General features: G+C 52.2%; 9 protein-coding genes, 1 tRNA gene and 1 pseudogene. 8 read left to right on the top strand and 3 right to left on the bottom strand.

Annotated features, from left to right (window positions below):
- Positions 1 to 574: 574 nt before the first annotated feature.
- From AC07RN_RS08940 to mgtE, 6 genes are all read left to right on the top strand, one after another.
- On the top strand, positions 575 to 1,693 hold the full coding sequence (locus AC07RN_RS08940) for a porin OmpC (protein WP_015959793.1): 1,119 nt from the start codon (positions 575 to 577) through the stop codon (positions 1,691 to 1,693).
- A gap of 115 nt (positions 1,694 to 1,808) precedes the next feature.
- The gene (gene apbE, locus AC07RN_RS08935; protein ID WP_478336160.1) at positions 1,809 to 2,864 is read left to right on the top strand and encodes an FAD:protein FMN transferase ApbE; all 1,056 of its coding nucleotides are present in this window, start codon (positions 1,809 to 1,811) and stop codon (positions 2,862 to 2,864) included.
- Between the two features lie 72 nt (positions 2,865 to 2,936).
- Positions 2,937 to 4,001: a bifunctional DNA-binding transcriptional regulator/O6-methylguanine-DNA methyltransferase Ada gene (ada, locus tag AC07RN_RS08930; protein ID WP_478336292.1), complete on the top strand. Its 1,065-nt coding sequence runs from the start codon at positions 2,937 to 2,939 to the stop codon at positions 3,999 to 4,001.
- Positions 4,001 to 4,651, top strand: a complete 651-nt coding sequence (alkB, locus tag AC07RN_RS08925) for a DNA oxidative demethylase AlkB (RefSeq protein ID WP_478336159.1) — start codon at positions 4,001 to 4,003, stop codon at positions 4,649 to 4,651. The genes ada and alkB overlap by 1 nt, the downstream gene beginning before the upstream one ends.
- Before the next feature lie 76 nt (positions 4,652 to 4,727).
- A complete protein-coding gene (locus AC07RN_RS08920) occupies positions 4,728 to 6,371 on the top strand; it encodes a multidrug ABC transporter permease/ATP-binding protein (protein ID WP_478336158.1) in 1,644 nt (547 codons plus the stop codon).
- Positions 6,372 to 6,536: 165 nt separating this feature from the next.
- Positions 6,537 to 7,973 (top strand): magnesium transporter, encoded by a 1,437-nt coding sequence (gene mgtE / locus AC07RN_RS08915; RefSeq protein ID WP_407438087.1) that lies wholly within the window; start codon positions 6,537 to 6,539, stop codon positions 7,971 to 7,973.
- On the opposite strand, the pseudogene AC07RN_RS08910 reads toward mgtE, so the two are convergent.
- A pseudogene (locus AC07RN_RS08910) lies at positions 7,936 to 9,236 on the bottom strand (SulP family inorganic anion transporter). The gene mgtE and the pseudogene AC07RN_RS08910 overlap by 38 nt on opposite strands.
- A 188-nt stretch (positions 9,237 to 9,424) precedes the next feature.
- Between AC07RN_RS08910 and mqo the strand changes: the two are divergent.
- A complete protein-coding gene (gene mqo, locus AC07RN_RS08905) occupies positions 9,425 to 11,080 on the top strand; it encodes a malate dehydrogenase (quinone) (protein WP_478336291.1) in 1,656 nt (551 codons plus the stop codon).
- Positions 11,081 to 11,117: 37 nt separating this feature from the next.
- Here the strand turns inward: mqo and eco are convergent, their stop codons facing one another.
- A complete protein-coding gene (gene eco, locus AC07RN_RS08900; protein WP_478336157.1) occupies positions 11,118 to 11,627 on the bottom strand; it encodes a serine protease inhibitor ecotin in 510 nt (169 codons plus the stop codon).
- A gap of 207 nt (positions 11,628 to 11,834) precedes the next feature.
- On the opposite strand from eco, the gene AC07RN_RS08895 reads away from it, so the two are divergent.
- The gene (locus AC07RN_RS08895) at positions 11,835 to 12,095 is read left to right on the top strand and encodes a DUF2534 family protein (RefSeq protein WP_041689699.1); all 261 of its coding nucleotides are present in this window, start codon (positions 11,835 to 11,837) and stop codon (positions 12,093 to 12,095) included.
- Between the two features lie 55 nt (positions 12,096 to 12,150).
- Here the strand turns inward: AC07RN_RS08895 and AC07RN_RS08890 are convergent.
- Positions 12,151 to 12,227: transfer RNA gene (locus AC07RN_RS08890), tRNA-Pro, on the bottom strand.
- Positions 12,228 to 12,290 lie beyond the last annotated feature (63 nt).

Below are 12,290 nucleotides of genomic sequence, written 5' to 3'. Positions count from 1 at the left end.
AATTACCGATGCCGCGAACAAATAGCACGAATTAACAAGAAATTAGGAGGCGGATAATTATCGGAAGCGAATTTAGGCGTTACCTGAGAATTAGTTAATAGTCGTTATAATTTCATTGCGGTAGCACAAAATTATTCACTTAACGTAAAGAAGGGTAAAAAAAAACCGAATGCATTGCACTCGGCTCAATTATGGATAAACAGACATTCGAAAATGAATGACGGTAATAAATAAAGTTAATGATGATAGCGAGAGTTATTTTAGAGATCTCTTGTGATTTTGTTTTGACAATCAGTGCGGTAATGTAATCTTTGATAACTCATTGATTATAATATTAAAGATGTAATTATTGATTTTAAGTGCTTTGTATTTTAGCTATTTGTGCTATTGAAAAGTTCCCTGATATTTACAATTTGAAATACCTTATGGTAAGAATGAAACATCTTCAAAGTTTTCGTATCATATTCGTATTGGATTATTCTGTATTTTTGCGGAGAATGAAGTAGCCGACTGGTTAAGAGGGTTAACCAGTAAGCAGTGGCAATTATAAGGCATATAACAGAGGGTTAATAAAATGAAAGTTAAAGTTCTCTCCCTCCTGGTACCAGCACTGCTGGTAGCAGGCGCAGCAAATGCGGCTGAAATTTATAACAAAGATGGCAACAAATTAGATCTGTTCGGTAAAGTCGACGGCCTGCACTATTTTTCTGACGACAAAGGTAACGACGGCGATCAAACCTACATGCGTATCGGCTTCAAAGGCGAAACGCAGGTAAACGATCAGGTGACCGGTTATGGTCAGTGGGAATACCAGGTTCAAGGTAACACCAGCGAAAGCGAAAACCAGTCCTGGACTCGTGTAGCCTTCGCGGGCCTGAAATTCGGTGACGCAGGTTCCTTCGATTATGGTCGTAACTACGGCGTAATCTACGACGTGACTTCCTGGACCGACGTTCTGCCAGAATTTGGCGGTGACACTTACGGTGCAGATAACTTCCTGCAATCTCGTGCAAACGGTGTAGCTACTTACCGTAACCAGGATTTCTTCGGACTGGTTGATGGCTTGAACTTTGCTCTGCAGTACCAGGGCAAAAACGGCAGCGTAAGCGGCGAAAATGACAGTGGACGCAGCACCCTGAAACAAAATGGCGACGGCTACGGTGCGTCTCTGACCTACGATCTGGGCGAAGGCTTTAGCGTCGGCGGTGCGATGTCTTCTTCTAAACGTACTGCGGACCAGAATGCAGCAGGCGTTTACGGTGAAGGCGACCACGCTGAAGTTTACAGCGGCGGCCTGAAATATGATGCGAACAACATCTATCTGGCAGCACAGTACTCCCAGACTTATAACGCAACCCGCTTTGGTAATTCCCAGGGCAGCAGCGACATCTACGGTTTTGCTAACAAAGCGCAAAACTTCGAAGTGGTTGCTCAGTACCAGTTCGACTTCGGTCTGCGTCCTTCCGTGGCTTACCTGCAGTCAAAAGGTAAGGACGTAAGCAACAACACCACCAACTTCGGCGATCAGGATCTGCTGAAATATGTTGATGTTGGCGCGACTTACTACTTCAACAAAAACATGTCCACCTACGTGGACTACAAAATCAACCTGCTGGATGAAAATAACTTCACTAAACAGGCTGGTGTAGGTACTGACGATATCGTTGCTCTGGGTCTGGTTTACCAGTTCTAAGACGCAGTCAGTCACTGAAAGGGGCCAACGGGCCCCTTTTTCTATGCTTTTTTAGGGTCTTACTGAAGACGCGTTTTGGTATACTCTTGCCGCCCAGGCATGAGGATAATAACGAATGGAAATGACTTTTTGGCGAGCCGGCATTTTGTCGGTATTTTTCTTACTTTCGGCATGCGATTCTTTATCCCCTACCACGACAGAAAATGCGCCAGCGGCAACCGTGCTGGAAGGCAAAACCATGGGAACGTCCTGGCGCGTGAGCGTCATGAATATAGATAAAAATCGCGTGGATGAACTTCGCGGTAAAATCCAGTCCCAGCTTGATGCTGACGATCAGCTGCTTTCTACCTATAAAAATGATTCTGCGCTAATGCGCTTCAACCTGTCGAACAGCACATCGCTTTGGCCTGTGAGTGAGGCACTGGCCGATATCGTTACCGAGTCCCTGCATGTCGGCTATAAAACTAACGGCGCAATGGATATCACCGTCGGGCCACTGGTGAATTTATGGGGCTTTGGACCAACAAAACAGCCGGAGACGGTACCGAGTCAGGATCAGATTGACGATGCGCGCGCGCGCACGGGACTGCAACATCTGAGCGTATTGAATCAGTATGGGCAGCAGTACTTGCAAAAAGACATTCCCGATCTGTTTGTCGACCTCTCCACTGTTGGCGAGGGGTACGCGGCGGATCATCTCGCCGCGTTGATGGCTCAGGAGGGGATATCTCGTTATCTGGTTTCCGTCGGAGGCGCACTCGTGAGCCGCGGTCTCAATGCCAGCGATCAATCCTGGCGTGTCGCTATCCAAAAGCCAACAGATCAACAAAATGCGATGCAGGCCATTGTGGATATCAACGGTCATGGCATCAGCACATCCGGCAGCTATCGCAACTATTACGAGCTGAACGGCAAGCGTCTTTCGCACGTGATCGACCCCAGGACGGGGCGCCCGATCGCACACAATCTGGTTTCCGTGACGGTGATTGCCCCGACGGCACTGGAGGCTGATGCCTGGGATACCGGACTGATGGTCCTCGGGCCGGAAAAGGCCAAAGAAGTGGTGCGCCAGGAAGGGCTGGCCGTGTACATGATTACCAAAGAGGGGGAGAATTTTAAAACCTGGATGTCGCCGCAGTTTCACGCTTTTCTGATCGACGAACAACATTAAAAAGCAAGGTTGCGGGTTTTTGTTCAGTGGCGCTCGGGCATTGTTTGAGTATGCTTGAAAGAGGAGCCTATGATGAAAAACCTGACGCTGAATACTGATGACGATCGCTGGTTGGCCGTGATGGCCCGCGATCCTGCCGCCGACAACCAGTTTGTTTTCGCTGTCCAGACAACCGGTATTTTTTGCCGCCCTTCGTGCCGGGCGCGTCATGCCCTGCGAAAAAACGTTGTGTTTTATCCCGATTCACATCATGCCCAACAGGCAGGGTTTCGCCCCTGCAAACGCTGTTTTCCCGATCGGAGCGATCCGCAAGCCCATAAGATAGCGAAAGTCGAAAAAGCCTGCCGCTTGCTCGAGCAGGAACAACCGCTGACGTTGGATGCACTGGCCGAACAGGTCGCTATGAGTGCTTTTCATTTCCATCGTCTGTTCAAATCCGTGACCGGAATGACGCCAAAAGCCTGGCAACAGGCGGCGCGTGCGCGACGTTTACGCAGCGCACTGACGCAGGGCGAAAAAATCACCGACTCGGTGCTGGCCGCGGGATTCCCGGATAGCAGCTCCTACTATCGCAAAGCGGACGAAACGCTGGGCATGACGGCAAAACAGTATCGCAATGGCGCGAGTAATGTGTCCGTGCGCTTCGCCGTGACGGAATGTGAACTTGGCCGCTGCCTTGTGGCCGAAAGTGAACGCGGGATTTGCGCTATTTTACTTGGCGATGATGACGATGCGCTGATTGACGAACTGCACACACTTTTCCCTTTGGCTCAGTCTGAATCGACTGATGGGGAATTCACGGCGCGTATCGATCGGGTTATCCGTACTCTGACGCATCATGAGAAGGCGCTGGCGTTGCCGCTGGATATTCGCGGGACCGCGTTTCAGCAGCAGGTCTGGCAGGCGTTGCGGGCGATACCTTGTGGGGAAACGGCAAGCTATCAGCAGATCGCACAAGCCATCGGAAAACCCAATGCGGTCCGCGCGGTGGCGAGTGCCTGCGCCGCCAATAAGCTGGCTATCGTGATCCCGTGCCACCGTGTGGTGCGTCATGATGGCGCACTGTCAGGCTATCGCTGGGGAGTGGAGCGCAAGGCGCAGTTACTTAAGCGTGAGGCCAACATTCAGGAGGAGTAATGCTCGATTTATTTGCTGATGAGCAGCCCTGGCAAGAGCCGTTGGCGGCGGGGGCTGTCGTTCTTCGCCGCTTTGCCGTCGCCAGTGCCGCTGCGCTTTTACACAATATTGAAGCGGTAGCGGCTATTTCACCGTTTCGTCATATGGTGACGCCGGGTGGTTACACCATGTCGGTGGCGATGACCAGCTGCGGTATACTCGGCTGGACGACTAACGATCGTGGTTATCTCTATTCCTCCGTCGACCCAGCGACTCAGCGCCCGTGGCCGCCGATTCCTGCGGTATTCAATGCGCTTTGTCATGAAGCAGCTGTCGCGGCGGGATATCCCGAGTTTCAGCCCGATGCCTGCCTGATCAACCGTTATGCACCGGGCGCAAAACTGTCGTTACACCAGGATAAAGACGAACCCAATCTGCGTGCGCCGATTGTCTCTGTGTCGTTGGGGTTGCCCGCAATCTTTCAGTTTGGTGGCTTGCAGCGTAACGATCCGCTGAAACGCCTGATGCTGGAACACGGTGATGTGGTGGTGTGGGGCGGTGACTCACGGTTGTTTTATCATGGCATTCAGCCGCTTAAGCCGGGTCAGCATCCATTAACAGGTGAATACCGCTACAACCTGACTTTCCGCCAGGCTTCCAATAGCGAATAAAAATAAGAATTATTCTTGATGTGAGCGTCGGGCAGTTTACACTGCTGGCTGTTTTTTCTTGCCCGGATCGCTTTGCATGCAACTACTTTTACTCGTCTGGCGTCAGTACCGTTGGCCGTTTGTCGCGGTGATGGCGCTTAGCCTTGCCAGCGCCGCGCTGGGGATTGGTTTAATCGCCTTTATCAACGTGCGTCTGATCGAAATGGTCGACTCTTCATTGTCGGTGCTGCCCGAATTTTTGGGTCTGCTACTGCTGCTGATGGCGGTGACGCTGGCGTCGCAGCTGGCGCTTACGACGCTGGGACACCATTTTGTTTTTCGCCTGCGCGGTGAATTTATCAAACGTATTCTGGACACTCAGGTTGAACGTATTGAACAGCTCGGCAGCGCGTCACTGTTGGCCGGGCTGACCAGCGACGTGCGTGCAATTACGATTGCTTTTGTGCGCTTGCCGGAACTGGTGCAGGGGATCATTCTCACCTTCGGATCAGCGGCTTATCTTGCCTGGCTATCGACCAAAATGTTAGCCGTCACAGCGCTATGGATTGTCGTCACCATCTGGGGCGGCTACATGCTGGTGGCGCGCGTGTACAAGCATATGGCCGTGCTGCGCGAAACCGAAGACAAGCTGTATAACGATTATCAGACGGTGCTGGAAGGGCGCAAAGAGCTGACGCTTAACCGTGAACGCGCCGAACATATTTTCAACAATCTCTACATTCCCGATGCCCGCGAGTACCGTCATCATATTATTCGCGCCGATACGTTCCATCTGAGTGCCGTTAACTGGTCAAACATCATGATGCTGGGTGCGATTGGCCTGGTGTTTTGGATGGCGAACAGCCTGGGTTGGGCAGATACTAACGTGGCGGCGACGTACTCGCTGACGCTACTGTTCCTGCGTACACCGCTGCTGTCTGCAGTCGGCGCGCTGCCCACGCTGCTTAGCGCGCAAGTGGCTTTCAGAAAGCTTAATCAGTTTGCTCTGGCCCCTTTCAGACCTGAATTCCCGCGCCCTGAGGCTTTCCCTGACTGGAAAACGCTGGAACTGCGCAATGTTATGTTCCACTACCAGGACAATAATTTTGCGGTAGGTCCGGTGAACCTGACCATTAATCGCGGGGAGATGCTGTTTCTGATTGGCGGTAACGGCAGCGGAAAATCTACGCTGGCGATGCTGCTGACCGGGCTGTATCAGCCTCAGTCGGGTGAAATTTTGCTGGATGGTAAACCGATTTCCGCTCAAAAACCGGAAGATTATCGCAAACTATTTTCCGCGGTCTTCACCGACGTGTGGCTCTTTGATCAACTGTTAGGATCGGAAGGTAAACAGGCCAATCCGGAGCTGGTCGATAAATGGCTTGAACAGCTGAAAATGTCGCACAAGCTGGAGCTTCAGGACGGTAAAATCCTGAACCTTAAGCTGTCAAAAGGGCAGAAAAAACGCGTGGCGCTGCTGCTGGCGTTAGCCGAAGAGCGCGATATCATCCTGCTGGATGAATGGGCTGCTGACCAGGACCCGCATTTCCGCCGCGAGTTCTATCAGGTGTTGCTGCCACTCATGCAGGAGATGGGCAAAACGATTTTTGCCATCAGTCACGACGATCACTACTTTATTCACGCCGACCGGTTACTCGAGATGCGTGACGGTCAGTTAAGTGAATTAACGGGTGATGAGCGCGATGCCGCCTCGCGTGATGCGGTCGCACGTACCGCTTAACGAACGCAGGGCATCGCTCTGATGCTCTTATTTCGCCCTCCCATCCATCGAGAGGGCGAAATTTCACTTAATCGCATTTTTTTTCCCTATTTTTCCTCTGTTTATTATCATTTACATATCCCCGCGCTATTCTTACTGCCAACTCATTTCATGGATTAATGATTGATGTCTGTTATAAACAAAAACAGCGCAAGGCTGCGCGACCAGGAGCGTGCCCGACTCATCTGGCTCCTGACTACGGATAAAGCCGTTACATCGACGCTATTGGGCAAACTCACCCTGGCTGAGCAATATGACGTCGGCACGCTGGCCGACGATATTGCTGAGGTAGGGGCGTTAGTGGCTCACCTGCCACCGCCGGATCTGGCGGATACCCTGGAAGCTCTGCCTTCGGAAGAGCGCCACGCACTATGGCGGCTGGTGCAGGTTCACGAGCGTGGACAAGTCTTATTAGAAGCGTCAGAGAACGTCTGGGACGATCTTATTGACGATATGAGCGACCGCGATATTCTCGAGGCCATGCAAACGCTCGATATCGATGAGCAGATCTATCTGGTACAACATCTGCCGCGTAACCTGACGGGCCGCATGCTGGCTTCGTTGCCGGCGGAAGAGCGCGCGCGCGTGCGCCAGGTGATGAATTACGCGAAAAACAGCGTCGGGGCGATCATGGAGTTCGAGGTGATTATGGTTCGCCCGGACGTCACGCTCGCCACCGTACAGCGCTTTTTGCGGCGTCGAGGCAAGATGCCGCAGAACACCGATAAACTGTTCGTGACGTCGCGTGATAAAACGCTGCTGGGAGAACTGACGCTGCAAACCATTTTGCTGAACGGCAGCCAGCGCCGGGTGAGCGAAGTGATGGAAACGCAGCCGATGATTTTCTCCCCGGAAGATGACGCAGAAAAAGCAGCGCGAACCTTTGAACGTGACAACCTGATCAGCGCCGCGGTGGTCGATTCGGTGGGCAAATTGATGGGTCGTGTCACCATCGATGAGATCGTTGATGTCGTTTATGAAGAGACCGACAACGACATGCGTGCGATGGGGGGCTTGAGCGCCGAAGAAGATGTCTACGCGCCCGTGAGTAAAGCGGTTAAAACGCGCTGGGCGTGGCTGGCGGTGAACTTATGCACCGCATTTATTGCGTCGCGCGTTATCGACGGGTTTGAACATACCATTTCGCAACTCGTAGCCCTGGCCTCCCTGATGCCCATTGTCGCGGGAATCGGCGGGAATACGGGCAACCAAACTATCACCATGATCGTGCGTGCGCTGGCGCTGCAGCATATTCAGCCGGGGAACTTTAGCTTCCTGATCTTCAGAGAGATGGGCGTTGCGCTAATCAACGGTCTGGTCTGGGGCGGGATTATGGGCTGTGTCACCTGGTGGCTCTATGGTGACATGGCGCTCGGTGGCGTGATGACGCTGGCAATGGTGCTCAATCTGCTGATGGCCGCCGTAATGGGCGTTATCATCCCTCTGACGATGACCAAACTGGGGCGCGACCCCGCAGTGGGGTCGAGCGTCATGATTACCGCTATTACGGATACCGGCGGGTTCTTTATTTTCCTTGGGTTGGCGACGATTTTCCTGATGTAGCGGCGCGCTTGAGTTTTAGCCTGGCGGGAACGATCGCCATAATGACGATCCCGCCCAGCACGCCAATCGCCAGATTGCCGGTATAAACAGTGGCAGCAACGGTCACCAGCATCACTAGCGTTTCCGCAATCGGTGCGCCTTTCACCGTTGTGGGTTGAAGGCTGTGCCAGTTAAACGTCTTAAAGGCAACGATCGCCATAATCCCGGCCAGCACGGCCATCGGGATTTTCGCCATAACGTCACTCAGGGCGGTCACCAAAACGAGCAGCACCAGCCCAGCGGCCATTGTCGAAACACGGCTGCGGCCTTTGCCCATCTCGACGTTAACGATGGTTTGCCCAATCATCGCGCATCCGGCAATCCCTCCGTAACATCCCGACATGATGTTCGCCACGCCAAGGCCAATACTTTCCCGACGCTTGCTCGAAGGCGTTGCGGTCAGCTCATCCACCAGTTTTGCTGTCAACAACGATTCCATCAGACCGACGAACGCGATACTCAATGCGCATGGCCAGATGATGCTCAGCGTTTGCAGATTTAATGGCACCAGTAATTGCGTAAAGCCCGGTAAGCCGCCGCTCATGGAGCCTTCGTCGCCCACGGTCGGCAGAATTTGCCCACTGAACACGGTGAAAAGCGTCAAAAGTACAATCGCAATCAGCGGCGATGGCACGCTTTTAATAAAGCGCGGTACCCACAAAACGATCAGGAGTGTCAGCACAAACAGGCCGACAATCAGCGGGCTTTTGGTCCAGAAATGTGGAACCTGCGCAAAGAAAATCAGCACGCCGAGGGCATTAACAAATCCGGTCATCACGGGCTGCGGAATAAAACGCATCAGGCGCGCCATACCCAGCACGCCAAATAGAATTTGAATGATTCCGGCCAGGATCACGGCAGGCAAAATGTACTGAACGCCATGCTGAGCCACCATCGGACCGATGACTAACGCAACGGAACCGGCAGCGGCGGTGACCATCGCCGGACGACCGCCCATCACGGACATTGCCAGACACAGCACCACCGACGCAATCAGACTGACTTTCGGGTCAACGCCCGCGACTACCGAAAAAGAGATCACTTCGGGGATCAGGGCCAGCGCCGTAATGACGCCCGCTAAGGTTTCACGCATGAACAGTTTTGGCGAACGCAGAACGCTCGCGACGCGGCCATCATCAGGCGTTAGGGCAGTGGATTGTGGTATTGACATAAAATTCGCAGGTTAGGGCAGGCTTCCGTGCGCGCGATCACAAAGTGCAGCATAGTAGCCAGAAAAGGCACGCTTTGCCAGTCGGCTAAACAATACCCTTATAAACATTCCATCATTAAATTTCACAATTACAATAATTTCGTAACCTTTAAACGCGAGTTGATAATTGATACCGTTGCCCCGCAGCTTATTTCACCTGCAATTCCACGTACAAACCAAGACAACAAGTAAGGCATAAATGATGAAAAAAATGACTGCCATGCTCTTTTCTATGGCGGTGGGGCTGAACGCTGTCTCTATGACCGCGATGGCCGATGCGCCGAAAGAGCAAGAAACGGATGTCCTTTTAATTGGCGGCGGCATCATGAGCGCCACTCTGGGAACGTATCTGCAAGAATTACAGCCGGACTGGTCGATGACCATGGTTGAACGCCTCGATGGTGTGGCAAAAGAAAGCTCGAACGGTTGGAATAACGCCGGTACGGGCCACTCGGCACTCATGGAACTGAACTATACACCGCAGAAAAAGGACGGTTCCATTAGTATCGAGAAGGCCGTTGAAATCAACGAAGCATTCCAGGTTTCGCGCCAGTTCTGGTCACATCAGGTCAACAGCGGCGTGATGCACGACCCGCACTCATTTATTAACACCGTGCCGCACATGAGCTTTGTGTGGGGCGATCAAAACGTGAACTTCCTGCGCGCACGCTACGCCGCTTTGCAACAGAGCAGCCTGTTCCGCGGCATGAAGTTCTCTGAAGATCATGCTCAAATCAAAGAGTGGGCACCGCTGGTTATGGAAGGTCGTGACCCAAATCAGAAGGTTGCGGCGACACGTACTGAAATCGGCACCGACGTTAACTACGGCGAGATCACGCGTCAGCTGGTTGCCTCTTTGCAGAAAAAAGATGACTTCCATTTGCAGCTCAGCACCGAAGTCCGCGGCTTTAAGCGTAACGCGGATAACAGCTGGAGCGTGACGGTTTCCGATCTGAAAAACAACGAAGCAGAACACGTCATCAAGGCGAAATTTGTCTTTATCGGTGCGGGTGGCGCAGCGTTGAAACTGTTGCAGGAAACCGGTATTCCGGAAGCTGACGACTATGCGGGCTTCCCTGTGGGCGGACAATTCCTGGTGTCGGAAAACCCGGAAGTGGTGAATCGTCACCTGGCGAAAGTGTACGGTCAGGCTTCTGTCGGTGCACCGCCAATGTCCGTACCGCATATCGATACCCGTATGCTTGACGGTAAGCGCGTTGTGCTGTTTGGGCCGTTCGCCACCTTCTCCACTAAATTCCTGAAAAATGGTTCGCTGTGGGATCTGCTCAGCTCTACCACCACGTCTAACTTTATGCCGATGGTTGATGTGGGCATGGATAACTTCGATCTGGTGAAGTATCTGATGAGCCAGGTGATGCTGTCCGATGACGATCGTTTTGCGGCGTTGCAAGAATATTATCCGCAAGCGAAAAAAGAAGACTGGCGTTTATGGCAGGCTGGCCAGCGCGTGCAAATCATCAAACGTGATCCGAAAGAAGGCGGCGAATTGCGTCTGGGGACGGAAGTGGTGAGCGATAAAGAGGGCACGATTGCTGCGCTGCTGGGTGCCTCGCCTGGCGCATCAACGGCTGCGCCTATCATGCTGCACCTGATGGAAAAAGTGTTTAAAGATAAAGTTGCCAGCCCGGAATGGCAGGCGAAACTGAAAACCATTATTCCGTCTTACGGCACCAAGCTGAACGGTAACGTGGCAGCGACGGAACAGGAGCTGGAGTTCACCAGCCGCGTTCTGCAGCTCAAGTACGAAAAACCGCAAACGGCTGCTGCTGCGCCACAAGCGCAACCGCAGTTAAAACCTCAGCCGGACGCTAAACCGGTCGCGGATATCGCACTCTGAGAATAAAAAAGCCGGGTATCATTACCCGGCTTTATTTTTAACGCACAACCGCGTTTTCGATTTTCTCTTCCGCTTTCCAGATACGATATTTCACGTCAATATTCTCAGGCGTATACACCACGATCGGCAGCTTGCTGTTATAGCGCAGCAGACTGTTATCGCCCAGATACGCCGTCACGAACTTCTGCGTTTTCGTCTTTTCCGGACAGGCCATCATGGTCGATACCGGCGAGGTGACATTATCGAAGACATAATGGTCATAGCCCCAGCCTTCCAGCGTTTTGCTTTCCAGTTTGCCGCCAAGACGATGCAGGTTGCAGTCCACTTCCAGATTCTGCCCAATCAGCAATTCAACCTTGTAACCTGACTCATCTTGTTGAGCAGGGAGTTGGATAACCTGGCGCTTCATCCCTTTATCGGCCTGTGGCCACGGGGCGATTTTTTCCAGCGGCTCATTTTTTGGCGTCTCACTGGCGAAAGCGCTGGTGTTCATGCAGGCAGCGGCGAGAAGGGCAATAGCAAATTTAGGTGCGTTTTTCACAGTCATTCCTTGTATGTCAAACGATCGGTGCAAGGCTAACATAGCAAAATGTGAAGGTTGATATTATTTACTCATATTTTCATATTGTGCAGAGTATGTGACTGGTGATTTTGCGTTTGTATGGCTGTAAATGCTGATATGGAACGAAAGGGGTGAACGTGTTAGGGTGAGCAGCAAATATTGTTATTCATCTGTGAAGGGATAAGAGACATGATGGTACGCGCTAAGCTTAATACGCCTGAAGGCCGAAAGTTTTTAGTGGCACTTTTCGTTGTGTTTATGATTGCCGCGACGTGCGTTGGCCGGGCGACGATTGTCGGGGTGATCGAGCAGTACAACATTCCGCTTTCGCACTGGACGACCAGCATGTTTGTGCTGCAATCGGCGATGATATTTGTCTACAGCCTGGTCTTTACGGTTCTCCTTGCCATCCCGTTGGGAATATTTTTCCTCGGTGGCAGTGAAAAGAAGTAATCGACTAGACATAAAAAAACCAACCTGAACGGTTGGTTTTTTTATGAAGAAATTTTGGTCGGCACGGAGAGATTTGAACTCTCGACCCTCGCCACCCCATGACGATGCGCTACCAGGCTGCGCTACGTGCCGTTTCCGTAGAAAATTATACTAACCATTTGCAGAATGAATGCAAGCCCGTGTCACGCTAACTGA

Source organism: Lelliottia sp. GFLA7 (assembly GCF_056490165.1).
This window is presented reverse-complemented; position numbering and strand designations above follow the sequence as displayed.

What these genes read in the sequence shown, in the direction of transcription:
- AC07RN_RS08940 (WP_015959793.1), top strand. Translation starts at nt 575, where the DNA reads ATGAAAGTTAAAGTTCTCTCCCTCCTGGTACCAGCACTGCTGGTAGCA.
- apbE (WP_478336160.1), top strand. Translation starts at nt 1,809, where the DNA reads ATGGAAATGACTTTTTGGCGAGCCGGCATTTTGTCGGTATTTTTCTTA.
- ada (WP_478336292.1), top strand. Translation starts at nt 2,937, where the DNA reads ATGAAAAACCTGACGCTGAATACTGATGACGATCGCTGGTTGGCCGTG.
- alkB (WP_478336159.1), top strand. Translation starts at nt 4,001, where the DNA reads ATGCTCGATTTATTTGCTGATGAGCAGCCCTGGCAAGAGCCGTTGGCG.
- AC07RN_RS08920 (WP_478336158.1), top strand. Translation starts at nt 4,728, where the DNA reads ATGCAACTACTTTTACTCGTCTGGCGTCAGTACCGTTGGCCGTTTGTC.
- mgtE (WP_407438087.1), top strand. Translation starts at nt 6,537, where the DNA reads ATGTCTGTTATAAACAAAAACAGCGCAAGGCTGCGCGACCAGGAGCGT.
- mqo (WP_478336291.1), top strand. Translation starts at nt 9,425, where the DNA reads ATGAAAAAAATGACTGCCATGCTCTTTTCTATGGCGGTGGGGCTGAAC.
- eco (WP_478336157.1), bottom strand. Translation starts at nt 11,627, where the DNA reads ATGACTGTGAAAAACGCACCTAAATTTGCTATTGCCCTTCTCGCCGCT.
- AC07RN_RS08895 (WP_041689699.1), top strand. Translation starts at nt 11,835, where the DNA reads ATGGTACGCGCTAAGCTTAATACGCCTGAAGGCCGAAAGTTTTTAGTG.